This window comes from Nonomuraea sp. bgisy101, assembly GCF_057708945.1.
Genome location: NZ_JBYITD010000002.1, coordinates 431,491 through 445,132, shown reverse-complemented (window position 1 = coordinate 445,132; position 13,642 = coordinate 431,491). Strand labels below are relative to the sequence as shown.

13 protein-coding genes are annotated in these 13,642 nt (G+C 69.9%); 6 read left to right on the top strand and 7 right to left on the bottom strand.

The window, feature by feature from the left end; all coding sequences use genetic code 11:
• Positions 1–10 precede the first annotated feature (10 nt).
• The 6 genes from ptsP to AC3EO4_RS05615 are packed head-to-tail and all read right to left on the bottom strand — an operon-like array spanning position 11 to position 4,410.
• On the bottom strand, positions 11–1,681 hold the full coding sequence (gene ptsP, locus AC3EO4_RS05640; RefSeq protein ID WP_431894100.1) for a phosphoenolpyruvate--protein phosphotransferase: 1,671 nt from the start codon (positions 1,679–1,681) through the stop codon (positions 11–13).
• Positions 1,678–1,935 (bottom strand): HPr family phosphocarrier protein, encoded by a 258-nt coding sequence (locus AC3EO4_RS05635; protein ID WP_379571293.1) that lies wholly within the window; start codon positions 1,933–1,935, stop codon positions 1,678–1,680. The genes ptsP and AC3EO4_RS05635 overlap by 4 nt, the downstream gene beginning before the upstream one ends.
• Before the next feature lie 40 nt (positions 1,936–1,975).
• Positions 1,976–2,596 carry an HAD family hydrolase gene (locus AC3EO4_RS05630; RefSeq protein WP_431894099.1) on the bottom strand — a complete coding sequence of 207 codons (621 nt, stop codon included), beginning with the start codon at positions 2,594–2,596 and terminating at the stop codon, positions 1,976–1,978.
• The gene (locus AC3EO4_RS05625) at positions 2,587–3,033 is read right to left on the bottom strand and encodes a PTS sugar transporter subunit IIA (RefSeq protein ID WP_379571289.1); all 447 of its coding nucleotides are present in this window, start codon (positions 3,031–3,033) and stop codon (positions 2,587–2,589) included. The genes AC3EO4_RS05630 and AC3EO4_RS05625 overlap by 10 nt, the downstream gene beginning before the upstream one ends.
• Before the next feature lie 52 nt (positions 3,034–3,085).
• Positions 3,086–3,322: a PTS sugar transporter subunit IIB gene (locus AC3EO4_RS05620; RefSeq protein WP_192779931.1), complete on the bottom strand. Its 237-nt coding sequence runs from the start codon at positions 3,320–3,322 to the stop codon at positions 3,086–3,088.
• 53 nt (positions 3,323–3,375) lie between these two features.
• Positions 3,376–4,410 (bottom strand): SIS domain-containing protein, encoded by a 1,035-nt coding sequence (locus AC3EO4_RS05615; protein WP_379571529.1) that lies wholly within the window; start codon positions 4,408–4,410, stop codon positions 3,376–3,378.
• Positions 4,411–4,513: 103 nt separating this feature from the next.
• On the opposite strand from AC3EO4_RS05615, the gene AC3EO4_RS05610 reads away from it, so the two are divergent.
• The 4 genes from AC3EO4_RS05610 to AC3EO4_RS05595 all read left to right on the top strand — a co-directional run bounded on the left by AC3EO4_RS05610 (position 4,514) and on the right by AC3EO4_RS05595 (position 8,825).
• The gene (locus tag AC3EO4_RS05610; protein ID WP_379571287.1) at positions 4,514–5,254 is read left to right on the top strand and encodes a GntR family transcriptional regulator; all 741 of its coding nucleotides are present in this window, start codon (positions 4,514–4,516) and stop codon (positions 5,252–5,254) included.
• A 106-nt stretch (positions 5,255–5,360) separates the two neighbouring features.
• Positions 5,361–6,698, top strand: a complete 1,338-nt coding sequence (locus AC3EO4_RS05605; protein WP_379571285.1) for a PTS transporter subunit EIIC — start codon at positions 5,361–5,363, stop codon at positions 6,696–6,698.
• Positions 6,699–6,815: 117 nt separating this feature from the next.
• Complete coding sequence (locus tag AC3EO4_RS05600; protein WP_431894096.1) at positions 6,816–8,111, top strand: PTS transporter subunit EIIC; 1,296 nt, start codon at positions 6,816–6,818, stop codon at positions 8,109–8,111.
• A 243-nt stretch (positions 8,112–8,354) separates the two neighbouring features.
• On the top strand, positions 8,355–8,825 hold the full coding sequence (locus AC3EO4_RS05595) for an Rv3235 family protein (RefSeq protein WP_431894094.1): 471 nt from the start codon (positions 8,355–8,357) through the stop codon (positions 8,823–8,825).
• A 97-nt stretch (positions 8,826–8,922) separates the two neighbouring features.
• Here AC3EO4_RS05595 and secA read toward each other — a convergent pair whose 3' ends face one another.
• A complete protein-coding gene (secA, locus tag AC3EO4_RS05590; protein WP_379571279.1) occupies positions 8,923–11,712 on the bottom strand; it encodes a preprotein translocase subunit SecA in 2,790 nt (929 codons plus the stop codon).
• Positions 11,713–11,942: 230 nt separating this feature from the next.
• Between secA and AC3EO4_RS05585 the strand changes: the two genes are divergently transcribed.
• Complete coding sequence (locus tag AC3EO4_RS05585; RefSeq protein WP_379571277.1) at positions 11,943–12,185, top strand: HGxxPAAW family protein; 243 nt, start codon at positions 11,943–11,945, stop codon at positions 12,183–12,185.
• A 132-nt stretch (positions 12,186–12,317) separates the two neighbouring features.
• A complete protein-coding gene (locus tag AC3EO4_RS05580) occupies positions 12,318–13,523 on the top strand; it encodes a winged helix-turn-helix domain-containing protein (RefSeq protein ID WP_379571275.1) in 1,206 nt (401 codons plus the stop codon).
• Positions 13,524–13,642: the final 119 nt, after the last annotated feature.

Sequence of the window (13,642 nt, the reverse complement as noted above, 5' to 3'; positions counted from 1 at the left end):
AGGAGCGGGCTCAGAGGCCGAGCTCGGCCAGTCTCGGCAGCTCGGCGCGGGCCGCGTTCCGCGCGGCCTGTGCCGTCACGTGCCCTCTCGCCGCCGCGGCCGCCGTACGGCACTGCGCCAGCGAGTGCCGGGCCAGACCCGCCCGTACGGCAGGCAGCGCGGGCGCGCTCATCGACAGCGTCGCCACGCCGAGCCCCACGAGCACGCACGCCAGCGCGGGATCGGCCGCCGCCTCGCCGCAGACCCCGCACGGCACCCCGTGGTCGCCGACCGCGGCGGCGATCAGGTCGAGGAGCGCGGGCTGCCACGGATCCTGGAGCGCGACCAGCGCCCCCACCTGGCGATCGGCGGCGAAGGCGTACTGGGCCAGGTCATTGGTCCCGATCGAGAAGAAGTCGACGACGCCGGCGAGGTCCTTCGTGCGCAGCGCGGCGGCCGGCACCTCGATCATCGCCCCCGCCGAGTCGAGCCCTCTGGTGGCGCACTCGTGGACGAACCAGGCGGCCTCCTCGACGGTGGACACCATCGGCGCCATCACCTGGAGCCGGTCGGCCATCCCCTCGGCCGCGCCGGCCAGCGCCCGGAGCTGCGCGCTCATGACGTCGGGGAACGCCTTGAACAGCCGGATCCCGCGTTCGCCGAGCGCGGGGTTCGGCTCGGCGGTCGGGGGCGGCAGGAACGCGAGCGGTTTGTCGGCGCCCGCGTCCAGCGTCCTGACCACGACCTTGCCGTGCGGGAAGGCCTCCAGCACCGTCCTGTAGGCGTCGCGCTGCTCCTCGAGCGTGGGCGGCTCGGTCCTGTCGAGGAAGAGGAACTCCGTCCGGTACAGGCCGACGCCCTCGGCGCCGCCGTCCAGGGCGGCTTTCACATCCCTTGGCCCGCCGATGTTGGCCAGCAACGGCACCGGATGCCCGTCGGCCGTCCTGCCGGGCCCCGTCGCCGCGTCGAGCGCCCGCCTCCTGGCGTCGGAGACGCGTCGCGCCTCGGCCACCCGCTCCTCGCCGGGTTCGACGGTGACGGTGCCCGCGCCTCCGTCGACCAGCACGCGGACGCCAGGCCGCAGCGTGGTCGCGCCGCGCGCGGCCACCACCGCGGGCACGCCCATGGCCCGTGCCAGGATCGCGGTGTGGCTGGTGGGGCCGCCTTCCTCGGTCACGAAGGCGGCGACCACGTCCTTCGTCAGCAGCACCGTGTCCGCGGGCGCCAGATCCCTCGCCACCAGCACGTATGGCTCGGCCGCCACCGTGGGCACGCTGGGCAGCGGGTGCCCGGTGAGCACGGCGACCACCCTGTCCCTGACGTCGTCGAGATCGGCCACCCGCTGACCCATGTAGCCGCCCGCGGCCGCGAGCAGGTCGCGGTACTTGCCGAAGGACACGTAGACGGCCCTGGCCGCCGCCGTCCCCCGCTCGATCAGCGCGTCGACGCCGACGGCGAGGCCGGGGTCGCGGGCCATGAGCGCCTGGGCGGCGAGCACGTCCTTGGCCTGGCCGCCCGCTCTGACGCCGCGCGCCTCCAGCTCGCCCGCCACCCGGTCGAGCGCCGCGTGCGCCCGCGCCTTCTCCTGCTCCGCCTCGCCCTGGTAGGTCGCGCCCTCGGGGGGTTCGGGCACCGAGACGGTCAGCACGTAGACGGGGCCGTGCCCGATGCCGGGACTGGCCCCCACCCCCGAGATGGTCATGGCGCCGATGCGATCGCGGCGAGCTCGTCCACGAGCTCCTCCGCGCCCTCGCCGTCCGCCCTGATCACGATCGACTCGCCCTGACGCACGTCGAGACCCATCACCATCAGGATGCTCTTGGCGTTGACGGGCTCACCGCCCAGCCTGGCCACGGTGACGTCGATGGGAGCCTTCGCCGCCGCCTGTACGAACGTCGCCGCGGGTCGGGCGTGCAGGCCGACCTCCGCCTCGACGGTCACCTTGCGCTCGGCCATCGGGATTCCTCCTAGGTATGCCGGTCCAGACCAGCTGGACTCACGAAAACAACGGCCAGCCGACCGCGGTCAGATCAGCGACCACGAGATCGGCTCCGGCCAGGTCCCCGCCGACGTGGGTGGTGGCCACCGCCACGCACCGCATACCCGCCGCTTTCGCCGCGGTTATCCCCGCCACCGAGTCCTCGAAGACTACGCAATCGTCGGGTTCTGCCCTTAGCTGGGTGGCCGCGAGCAGGTAGCCGGCCGGGTGCGGCTTACCGACCTGGACGTCCTCCGCCGTCACCAGGACCTCGAACAGCTCGCGCACGCCCAACTGGTCGAGGCGGTGTTCGGCCCACGTCCGGTGGGCGGAGGTGACCAGGCCGATGCGCGACCCGTACGCGGCGACCCGGCGGACCAACTCGGCGGCCCCCGGCACGGGCACCACCTCGGGCAGGCCCGGATGGTCGTCGTAGCTGAACACCTCCGCGATCAGCTGGTCGATGTCGTGGCCAGGAAAGACCTCGGGCAGCACGTCACGGCCCCTACGGCCCATGAAGACGGCCACGTCGTGGTCGAGATCGTGGTTGTCGAGCAGCAGCTGCCAGATGGCCTTGTTGCGCACCTCTGTGTTGATCAGCGTGCCGTCGAGGTCGAACAGCGCCGTGTCTACGCCCATTGGAAGAGCTCGTCTCCCACGTGCACGGGACCCTGGGCGACGACGGTCACCGCCTCGGCCAGTGCGTCCAGCGCGACCACGGGGCAGACCGGCGAGCGGCCACCCGCCTCGACGAGGGCGGGGTCCCATGCCACGACGGGCTGGCCCGCGTGCACCCTGTCGCCCTCCGCCGCCAGCAGCTGGAAGCCCTCCCCCTTCAGCTGCACGGTGTCGATGCCCAGATGGACCAGCACTCCCCTGCCGTCGTCCCCCACGATGACGTAGGCATGCGGATGCAGCTTCATGATCTTGCCGCTGATCGGGGCGACGGCCTTGCCCGGCTCGCGCGCCGGGTCGATCGCCGTCCCCGGCCCCACCATGCCCGCCGAGAACACCGGGTCGGGCACGGCGCCCAGGCCGACCGCGGCCCCGTCGACCGGGGCGAGAACGCTGGTCATTGGTCCCCCCTGCACCAGAGCGCCGGTGGCGGAAGGCCCCGCCACCGGCGCCCTAGCCGATGATGTCCTCGATGTCGCTGGCGATCGTGTCGGCTTCGGGGCCGACCACGACCTGGACGACGTTGCCCGCGGCCATCACCCCGTGGGCCCCTGCGGCCTTCAACGCCGCCTGATCGACCTTGGAGGCGTCGTGCACCTCGGTGCGCAGCCGCGTGATGCACGGCTCGATCTCGATGATGTTGGCCGCACCACCGAGCCCGGCGATGATCGCGTTCGCGTCCGCCGCCATCTGTCCTCCCTCGTCGATACGTCTGTTTGACCAGGCTAAACGAACGCGAGTAATCAGTCGGTCTGCGTCACCTTGTTGAGTCCGCGCGGCGCGTCGGGGTCGATGCCGAGACGGCGGGCGAGCGCCTCGGTGAGGAGCTGGCCAGGGACGATCAAGCCCATCGGGGCGACCCACTCGGGCAGGTCGGGGCCGTTCAGCGCCGCCGTACCCGCCTGGGCCAGAGCCTTGCCGCCGCCCACGGTGAAGGCCGCGGCGCCGGCGCCCACCACGCGCTCGGCCAGGGCGACCGTGCCCGCCAGCGTCGGGCTGTTCTCGGCGGCGACCAGCAGCGCGGGGGTGTCCTCGTCGACCACGGCGATCGGGCCGTGCAGCAGGTCGGCGTAGGACAGGCCCATGGCGTGCAGGTAGCAGGCCTCCTTGAGCTTCAGCGCGGTCTCGAGCGCGGTGGAGAAGGCCATGCCGCGCCCTGAGACGACCACGCCGGGCTTGTCGGCCAGGCCTTCGACGACCGCGTCGATGTCCCCCGGCTCGGCGATCAGCTTCTCGACCGCTTCCGGCACCCGCTGCAGGTCGGCGGCGTCCACGTCCGCGCCGAGGCCCAGCGCGAGGACGGCCAGCGCCGCCAGCTGCGTGGTGTACGTCTTGGTGGCGGGAACCGCCTTCTCCTCGCCGGCCAGCGTGACGAGGGCGACGTCGGCGGCCTGGGCGAGCGGGCTGTCCTCGCCGCCGTTGGTGATGCCGACGGTCTTCGCGCCGCAGTCCTTGGCCCAGGCGAGCGTCTCGACGATCTCCTCGGTCCTGCCGGACTGGGAGATCGCGACGGCCAGCACGCCGTCGAGGTCGAGTTTCCGCTTGTAGGTGGTGGCGATCGAGGGCGCGGCCAGGGCGGCCAGACGCCCGGCGTGCGCCTCGACGAGGTAGCGGCCGTAGACTGCGGCGTTGTCGGAGGTGCCGCGCGCGATGAACAGCAGTTGCCTGGTCTGCTCGCCGAGCGCCTTCACCTCGTCGACCCGAGGAAGCAATGAGGCCAGGGTGGCCCGCAACGCGGCCGGTTGCTCGGCGATCTCGCTGCGCATCTTGGTGGTCATCATGTCCCCATCGCTTGACTGGCTATTCCGGCATGTGGTCTAGTCCGGACTAGACCAGTACGAACCATAACCCATCGCCCAAGCCAGATCGAGGGGAGGATCCGTGGCGCACATCGATCCGGACAGCCCGGTGCCCAAGTACTTCCAGCTCCGCGAGATCCTGCTGGATCTCATCGACAGCAACGAGCTCAGCATCGGCGCGGCGATCCCGTCCGAGCGCGAGCTCTGCCAGCGTTTCGGTCTGTCGCGGATGACCGTGCGCCAGGCCGTCGACCACCTGGTCTCCGAAGGACGCCTGCACAGGGTGCCCGGGAAGGGCACCTTCGTCGCCAGGCCCAAGATCGAGCTGGCGCTCCAGCTCACCTCCTTCACCAACGACATGCGCGCCCGCGGCCTCGAGCCCGGCTCCCGCGACCTCGACAGGCGCATCGTGCGCGCGAGCGCCCACCTGGCCAAGGAGCTCGGGATCCAGCCGGGCGAGGAGGTCCACTTCATCGAACGGCTGCGCACCGCCGACGGCGAGCCGCTGTCGATCGAGCGCGCCCACATCCCCGTCTCGCTGGCCCCCGACCTGGCCGACCACGACCTCACCGGCAAGTCGCTCTACCAGCTTCTCGAGACGCGCTACGGCATCGTGATGGACGCGGGCGAGCTGACCATCGACGGAGGGCTCGCCGACCCGAGCGACGCCGACCTGCTGAAACTGCCCCGCGGTGGGGCCGTGCTGCTGCTGCAGCGCCGCTCGTTCGCCGGAGGGGTGTGCGCCGAGCTGGGAGTCTCCACGTACCGGGCCGACCGGTACCAGTTGCGCACCATCCTGGAGATTCCCGCCCGTCGCGGCTGACCCGGCTCCCAGGGGTACGGCATGCTTGGGTCCTGCTCGTCACCCCCACCCCGCCAGGGCCTTGGCCGGACCTGGTCCTTACCCCCACTCTCCGGAGGAACTCCCGGTGAACGAGTCCGCCGCGATCCCTTCGCCGTTCTCCCGCGTCATGGCCGTGCTCCAGCGCATGGGCCGCTCGCTCATGCTCCCCATCGCGGCCCTGCCCGCCTCCGCGCTCCTGCAGCGCTTCGGCCAGCCCGACATGCTGGGCGCCAACGGCGCCGAACCAGGCGGCCTGGCCGACGTGGCGGGTTTCGCCTGGATGACCCACGTGGCGGAGGTCCTCGCCGCCGCCGGCGCCGCCCTGTTCGACAACCTGCCGCTGCTGTTCGCGGTCGGCGTGGCCATCGGGTTCGCCCGCAAGGCCGACGGCTCCACCGCACTGGCCGCCGTGGTCGGTTACCTGGTCTTCGACCGCGTCACCAAGGTCATGTTCTTCGACTCGGCCATCAGGGACACCGTCATGATCCGCCAGGCCGAGAGCCAGGGGATCAAGGAGATCATCAACTACGGGACGCAGAACCCGACCAAGGTGCTCGGCGGCATCCTGATCGGCCTGGTGACCGCGATGCTCTGGCAGCGCTTCTACCGGATCAAGCTGCCCTCCTGGCTGGCCTTCTTCGGCGGTCGCCGGTTCGTCCCGATCATCACCTCGATCGCGGCGCTGCTGATCGGCGTGCTCATCGGCTGGATCTGGCCGGTGCTCGGCGAGTGGATCGGCCAGGCGGGCAGGGCCCTGGCCGACGCCGGCGCCGTCGGCACGGGGCTGTACGGGTTCTTCAACCGGCTGCTGGTGCCGCTCGGCCTGCACCACTTCGTCAACTCGATCGTGTGGTACGTCGTCCCCGAATGCCAGGTCGGCGGGCGCACCCTGGCCGGCGACTGGAACTGCTACTTCGGCGGCGACCCGAACGCGGGCGAGTTCATGGCCGGGTTCTTCCCCGTCATGATGTTCGCCCTGCCGGCCGCCGCGCTGGCCATCTGGCGGGCGGCGCTGCCCGGCAAGCGGACGGCCGTCGGCGGCATCATGCTCTCCGCGGCGCTGGCATCCTTCGTCACCGGGATCACCGAGCCGATCGAGTTCGCCTTCATCTTCGTCGCGCCGGTGCTGCTGGTGGTCCACGCGGTGCTGACCGGGATCGCGATGGCGGTGACGACGCTGGTCGGGGGGCAGCTGGGGTTCGGCTTCTCGGCCGGGCTGCTCGACATGCTGCTGAACGCCGGCAAGTCCAACACGCACAACCTGATCGGGATCCTGGTCATCGGGGTGGTCTACGGGGCGATCTACTACGTGGTGTTCAGCTTCCTGATCAAACGCCTGAACATCATGACGCCAGGACGAGAGCCCGAGGTCGACGTGGACTCCGGCGAAAGCGCCGCCACCCCGTCCCCGCCCAACCCCTGACCGGCCGGTGAGCGGGCCCGCCGTACCCTCCCGCACCAGGGTGTGACGAGCGTTTCCGCAGGACAGGGCGTGGTAGATACCCGGCATCCCCCGTGACGATCTGCCGGGGGAGTCGGGATGAGCACAGCGACCGCCGATGGCGGCACGTCCTTCTGGTCTGCCGCCTTCGCCGTGCTGCAGCGGGTCGGCAGATCGCTGATGATGCCCATCGCCGTCCTGCCCGCCGCGGGCCTCCTGCTCCGCTTCGGCCAGGACGACCTGCTCGGCCGTACCGACAACGCCTTCCTCGACAGGGTCGCCGCCATCTTCGCCGCCGCGGGCGGCGCCCTGTTCGACAACCTGCCGCTGCTGTTCGCGATCGGCGTCGCCATCGGCTTCGCCAAGAGGTCCGACGGCTCGACCGCACTGGCCGCTCTCGTCGGCTACCTCGTGTTCGACCAGGTGACCCGCCGGATGTTCTTCGACTCCACCAGCGAGGCGGTCAAGGCCAAGGTCACCCTCGCACTCCAGAACGGCAGCACGGTCATCAACCAGGCCGCCTCGGCCCAGCCCACGGGCGTCCTCGGCGGCATCATGATCGGCCTGGTGGCGGCCGTACTCTGGCAGCGCTACTACCGGATCAAGCTCCCCTCCTGGCTGGCGTTCTTCGGTGGCCGCCGTTTCGTCCCCATCATCACCGCCGTGACCGCCCTCGGTCTCGGCGTGATCTTCGGCTTCGCCTGGCCGCCCATCGGCACCGCGCTCACCGCCTTCGGCGACTGGCTGGCCACCCACTCCGCGCTCGGCGCGGGCGTCTACGGCGTGGCCAACCGCCTCCTCATCCCGCTCGGCCTGCACCACTTCGTGAACTCGATCGTCTGGACGGTCATCCCCGAATGCACGGTGAACGGCGTGCACGCCGCGGGCGACCTCAAGTGCTACGCGATCGGCCAGCAGGGCGCCGGCATCTTCATGACCGGCTTCTTCCCCGTGCTGATGTTCGGCATCCCCGCAGCGGCGCTGGCGATCTGGCGGGCCGCCCCTTCCCACAAGCGGGCCGCGGTGGGCTCCATCATGGTCGGCGGCGCGCTGACCGCGTTCGTCACCGGGATCACCGAGCCGGTGGAGTTCGCGTTCATCTTCGTGGCGCCGCTGCTGTTCGTCATGCACGCGCTGCTCACCGGCGTCTCGATGGCGCTGCTCGCGACGCTGGACACGCGACTCGGCTTCAGCTTCTCAGCGGGCGGCATCGACATGCTGCTGAACGCCACCAAGTCGAACACCCACGAGCTCGCGCTCATCATCGTGATCGGGCTGGTCTACTTCGTCCTTTACTACCTGCTGTTCAGCTTCCTCATCCGCAAACTCGACATCCCCACCCCCGGCCGGGAGCCCGACGACGACACCATCCCCTCGGACCAGACCTCGGGCTGACATACGGGACGCCGATAACGCACCGCGGTACCGACCGGAATGAATTCGGCAGGTCAGGTGCGGAATGCCTGCCCGCCGGAATGCGGGTAAAGCTGGTCGCCAACCGATCCAACTCGTTGTGATCTTCTTCGTCGATGCCCGCAAACGGGTCACGGGGCGCGGGGAAGTTGGCGGCCGATGTATCTGAGCGTGGGGCCGAAAACTCCTTATAGCGACGTTCTCCCGCATGAGGTTGGAGGTTTCATGGCATCACGGCTGCGTCCCGTTCCGCTCCCCCGCGTCACCCTCACCCCCCTCCCCGACCCGCCGTACGACGGGGAGCAACGCGGCCCCGAGCCCGCCACCCACGGGGCGCTCGCCCTCGCCCCCGCCGACCCGCGCCCCCTGGTCTGGGGACCGCCAGGGTCCGTGCCCGACGAGCGCCACCTGCGCCACCTCGGCCAGGCGCTCGCCGAGATCCTCACCGGCCGCAGGCCCCCCGAGACGGTCAGCGACCGGCTCACCGAGCGGGCGTACGCCGAACTGGTCCGCGCCGGACAGATGATCCACACGACCGGCCGGCCCCTCGTCGGCGTTCCGCACGTGACCCAGCCCAGGGAGGGCGCGATCGAGATGTGCCTGCTGGTGCACTGCGGCGAACGCAGCCACGTGCTGGCGCTCCGGCTCGAACGGCGTGGCGTCCAGTGGCTGTGCACCGACTTCGAAACCGCCTGACACCCTGAGCCAGTCGCACCACGGCGGCGCAGAGTCCCGGCGGCACGCGAGAAGGCCCCGCACCCGGAGAACCGGGGCGGGGCCTTCAGGAGTGCGGTTACGCTTCGACGTGCTTCGGGTCGCCGTGGCAGCGCTTGTACTTCTTGCCGGACCCGCAGGGGCACGGCGCGTTGCGCTCCACGTTGCCGTAGGCGGCGCGCTCGGCGGCCGTCGTGCGGACCTTGGTGTGCTCGACCTCGCCGCCCTCGCCGGGAGCGGTGTACTCCAGCTCGGTCGGCCGCTCCGGCCCGCGCAGCCCGCGCGCGATGATCGAGCGGGTCTCGGCGATCTCCGCCGACTCCTCGACGATCGGGTTCTCCTGGACCTCGACCTCGAGGTTGAACAGGTAGCCGACCGACTCCTCCTTGATGCCGTCGAGCATCGCGGAGAACATCTCGAAGCCCTCACGCTGGTACTCGATCAGCGGGTCGCGCTGCGCCATCGCGCGCAGTCCGATGCCCTCCTGGAGGTAGTCCATCTCGTAGAGGTGCTCGCGCCACTTGCGGTCGAGGACCGACAGGATGACGCGCCGCTCCAGCTCACGCATGGCCTCGGAGCCGAGCTCCTCCTCACGCCTGTCGTAGGCGCCCAGAGCGTCGGTCTTGATCTTCTCGTGGAGGATCTCGGCCGACAGCTCCTCACGGCCGCCCACCTCCTCGACGAGGTCGTCGAGCTTGACCGTGATCGGGTAGAGGTCGCCGAACGCCTTCCACAGCTTGTCGAGGTCCCACTCCTCGGAGAAGCCCTCGGCCGTGGCGGCGTTGACGTACTCGTCGATCACGTCGCCGACGAAGCCGCGCACCTGCTCGTGCAGGTCGGCGCCCTCCAGGACGCGGTGGCGCTCGGCGTAGATCACCTTGCGCTGCCGGTTCATGACCTCGTCGTACTTCAGAACGTTCTTGCGGATCTCGAAGTTCTGCTGCTCGACCTGGTGCTGGGCGGAGGCCACCGCCTTGGTGACGATGCCCGACTCGATCGGCTGGTCGTCGGGGATGTTCATCCTGACCATGATCGCCTCGACCCGAGGCGAGTTGAACAGGCGCATCAGGTCGTCGCCCAGCGAGAGGTAGAAACGCGACTCGCCGGGGTCACCCTGACGGCCGGAACGGCCGCGCAGCTGGTTGTCGATGCGGCGGGACTCGTGACGCTCGGTGCCGAGGACGTAGAGGCCGCCGAGATCGGTGACCTCCTCGTGCTCGGCCTTGACCGCGCCCTCGGCCTTGGCCAGAGCCTCGGCCCACGCCTTCTCGTACTCCTCCGGCGTCTCGACGGGGTCGAGGCCGCGCTGGCGCAGCTCGAGATCGGCGCGGAACTCGGGGTTGCCGCCGAGCATGATGTCGGTGCCTCGACCGGCCATGTTGGTGGCCACGGTCACGGCGTGCTTGCGACCCGCCTCGGCGACGATCGACGCCTCACGCGCGTGGTTCTTCGCGTTGAGCACCTCGTGCTTGACGCCCTGGCGGGTCAGCATCTTGGACAGCCGCTCGGACTTCTCGACCGAGGTGGTGCCGACGAGGACGGGCTGGCCCGTCTCGTAGCGCTCCTTGATGTCCTCGACCACCGCGGTGAACTTGGCGTCCTCCGTGCGGTAGATGAGGTCGGCCTGGTCCTTGCGGACCATCGGCCTGTTGGTCGGGATCGGGACCACGCCGAGCTTGTAGGTCTGGTGGAACTCGTTCGCCTCGGTGGCCGCGGTGCCGGTCATGCCGGCGAGCTTGCCGTACAGGCGGAAGTAGTTCTGGAGGGTGATCGTGGCGAGCGTCTGGTTCTCGTCCTTGATCTTCACCCCCTCCTTGGCCTCGATGGCCTGGTGCATGCCCTCGTTGTAGCGGCGCCCGTGCAGGACTCGGCCGGTGAACTCGTCGACGATCAGGACCTCGCCGTCGGTGACGATGTAGTCCTTGTCCTTCTTGTAGAGCTCCTTGGCCTTCAACGCGTTGTTGAGGAAGCCGACCAGGTGGGTGTGCTCGGGCTTGTAGAGGTTGTCGATGCCGAGCCAGTCCTCGACCTTCTCCACGCCCGTCTCGAGGATGCCGACCGTGCGCTTCTTCTCGTCGACGACGTAGTCGCCGGTGCTGGGCTCGCCGGGGTTCTTGCCCTCGACGCCCCTGCGGAGGCGCGGCACGATCTTGGCGAACTCGGTGTACCACTTGCCCGACTGCTCGCCGGGACCCGAGATGATCAGCGGCGTGCGGGCCTCGTCGATGAGGATCGAGTCGACCTCGTCGACGATCGCGAAGTTGTGGCCGCGCTGGACGCACTCCTCCAGCGACCAGGCCATGTTGTCGCGCAGGTAGTCGAAGCCGAACTCGTTGTTCGTGCCGTAGGTGATGTCGGCGCCGTACATCTTGCGGCGCTCCTCGGGGCTCTGCCCCGCGACGATCACACCGGTCTCGAGCCCGAGGAAGCGGTGGATCCGCCCCATCTTCTCCGCGTCACGCTGGGCCAGGTAGTCGTTGACCGTGATGACGTGGACGCCCTTGCCGGAAAGCGCGTTGAGATAGCTGGGCATCACACAGGTCAGGGTCTTGCCCTCACCGGTCTTCATCTCGGAGATGTTGCCCAGGTGCAGGTTGGCGCCGCCCATGATCTGGACGTCGTAGGGGCGCTGGCCGAGGACGCGCCGCGCCGCCTCCCGCACCGTGGCGAAAGCCTCGGGCAAAAGGTCGTCGAGCGACTCCCCATCGGCGTGTCGCTGCTTGAACTCGTCCGTGAGCGCGCGCAACTCCGCGTCGGACAGGCTCTTGAAGTCGTCCTCAATGGAGTTGACCTGGTCGGCGATCCGCTTGAGCTTGCGCAGGATCTTGTTCTCGCCGGCGCGCAGAATCTTGTCGAGAATGGCTGGCACTTTGTGTAAAGCTCCTCGCAGGTCTTCCCCGGCGGCCGCCAGGAGGAGAGGCTGAGACAAACTTCCCCGTTGCCATCGTAGGCGGTTCCGCCACCAGACACAGCCACCGCGACTGGGAGGCCGCTTCACCCGTCTGGGAGAATGGTCTTTCGGCAGAGCGTATGCCGAACAGGTTTGATCTCGCACCATTGACATGGCTGGGCGGGAAATATCTTCAGGAGGGATAGGCCATGGCAGATGGTCACAACCTTGGCAACCACGGCGGGCGCGCGTCGTCCTGGCTGGCGGTCAGCATCATGCTGGCAGGGTTCACCGTCGGTGGCGTCGGTCTGACGATGGCCAACTGGATGATCGTCTGGGTCGGTGTCGGGATCTTCGTCCTGGGCGGGATCCTCGCCCTGGTCTTCGACATCTTCTCCGACGTCGTCATCGACGCGCCCCGTGTCGGCATGCGTGCCGAGGACCATCGCTGACGACTCCGCGGATGGCGGGTTGCAGGGCGAGCCGTCGCCCCGCATCCCGCCATCGCCTTTTCCCGGGCGATTTTCTGTCGGTGCTCGCCGTTACGATCGCGGCATGCTGTGCCGTACCTCCGGATCCACGACATGACCGAGCTGAGCGCCGACGAGGCGCGCCGACTGATCTTGCGCGCCCAGGGCCTGCTGGGCGCCGACGGCAGGCGCGGCGGCGTGCAGGGGATGCTGCGCAGGCTGGGCGCCGTCCAGCTCGACACCATCTCCGTCCTGGCCCGCTCCCACGAGCTGGTCGCCTACGGCAGGCTGGGCGCCGTCGGCAGAGCCGACGTCGAGAGCGCCTACTGGCACAACCCCGCCCGTAGCTTCGAGTACTGGTGTCACGCCGCCTGCATCCTCCCCATCGAGCACTGGCCGCTGTACGGCTTCCGCCGCCGCGCCTACCGCGCGAGGAAGCAGCGCTGGCACGAGGTCCCCGCCGGCTACGAGAAGGTGCTCGACCAGGTGCGCGACAGCGGCCCCGTCACCACCGCCGACATCGGCGGCGCCAAGAAGAGCGCCGAATGGTGGGACTGGTCCGACTCGAAGATCGCGCTCGAGTGGCTGCTCGACATCGGCGAACTCGTCTGCACCAAGCGCGTCGGCTGGCGCAGGGTCTACGACCTGGCCGAGCGCGCCGTCCCGGCCGACCTGCTCGGCGAGGAGCTCACCGACGAGGAGTGCATCGTCCGGCTGGCGCGCGTCGCGGGCTCGGCCCTCGGCGTGGCCACCCGCGGCGACCTCGTCGACTTCCTCAGGGTCAAGGGCCCTCATGCCGCGCTGCTCGACCAGGCGCTGGTCGGCGGCGCGGCCGGACTGGTGCCCGTCAAGGTGGCCGGCTGGCCGTCGGCCAAGCAGCCCGCGAACGCGTGGGCCGCCCCCGAGGCGCTCGAGTCCGAGCCGCGCGGGCGCCACCGCACCACGCTCGTCTCGCCGTTCGACTCGCTCATCTGGCATCGTGGCCGCACGTCGCGGGTGTTCGGGTTCGACTACACCCTCGAGATCTACGTCCCCAAGGCCAAGCGAGTCCACGGCTACTTCACGATGCCCGTGCTGTCGGGCGGCAAGCTGATCGCCCGGGTCGATCCGTCACGCGAGGGGCAGACGTTCGTGGCAAGACACGTGTCGTTCGAGTCGTCCAGGGTGCGGCCCGCCGATGTGGCGGGGGTGCGGGAGGCCCTGTGGTCGGCGGCCGCCTGGGTGGGGTGCGACGACGTGCGGGTGGAACGGGTCACCTCCGAGGCTCACACCAGGCCGCTCCTGGACGCCCTCCCCCTGGCCATGTCCGACCTCCGCTGATCTCCGCGGCTCACGCGCGGGTCACGTCGGTCGAAGGTCTCGGGCGCACACCGGGACAGCCCGCAAGGGAACGCACGGAGCGGCCCTGGGCCCTCCCTCTCAGCGAGGGAGGGCGGGCC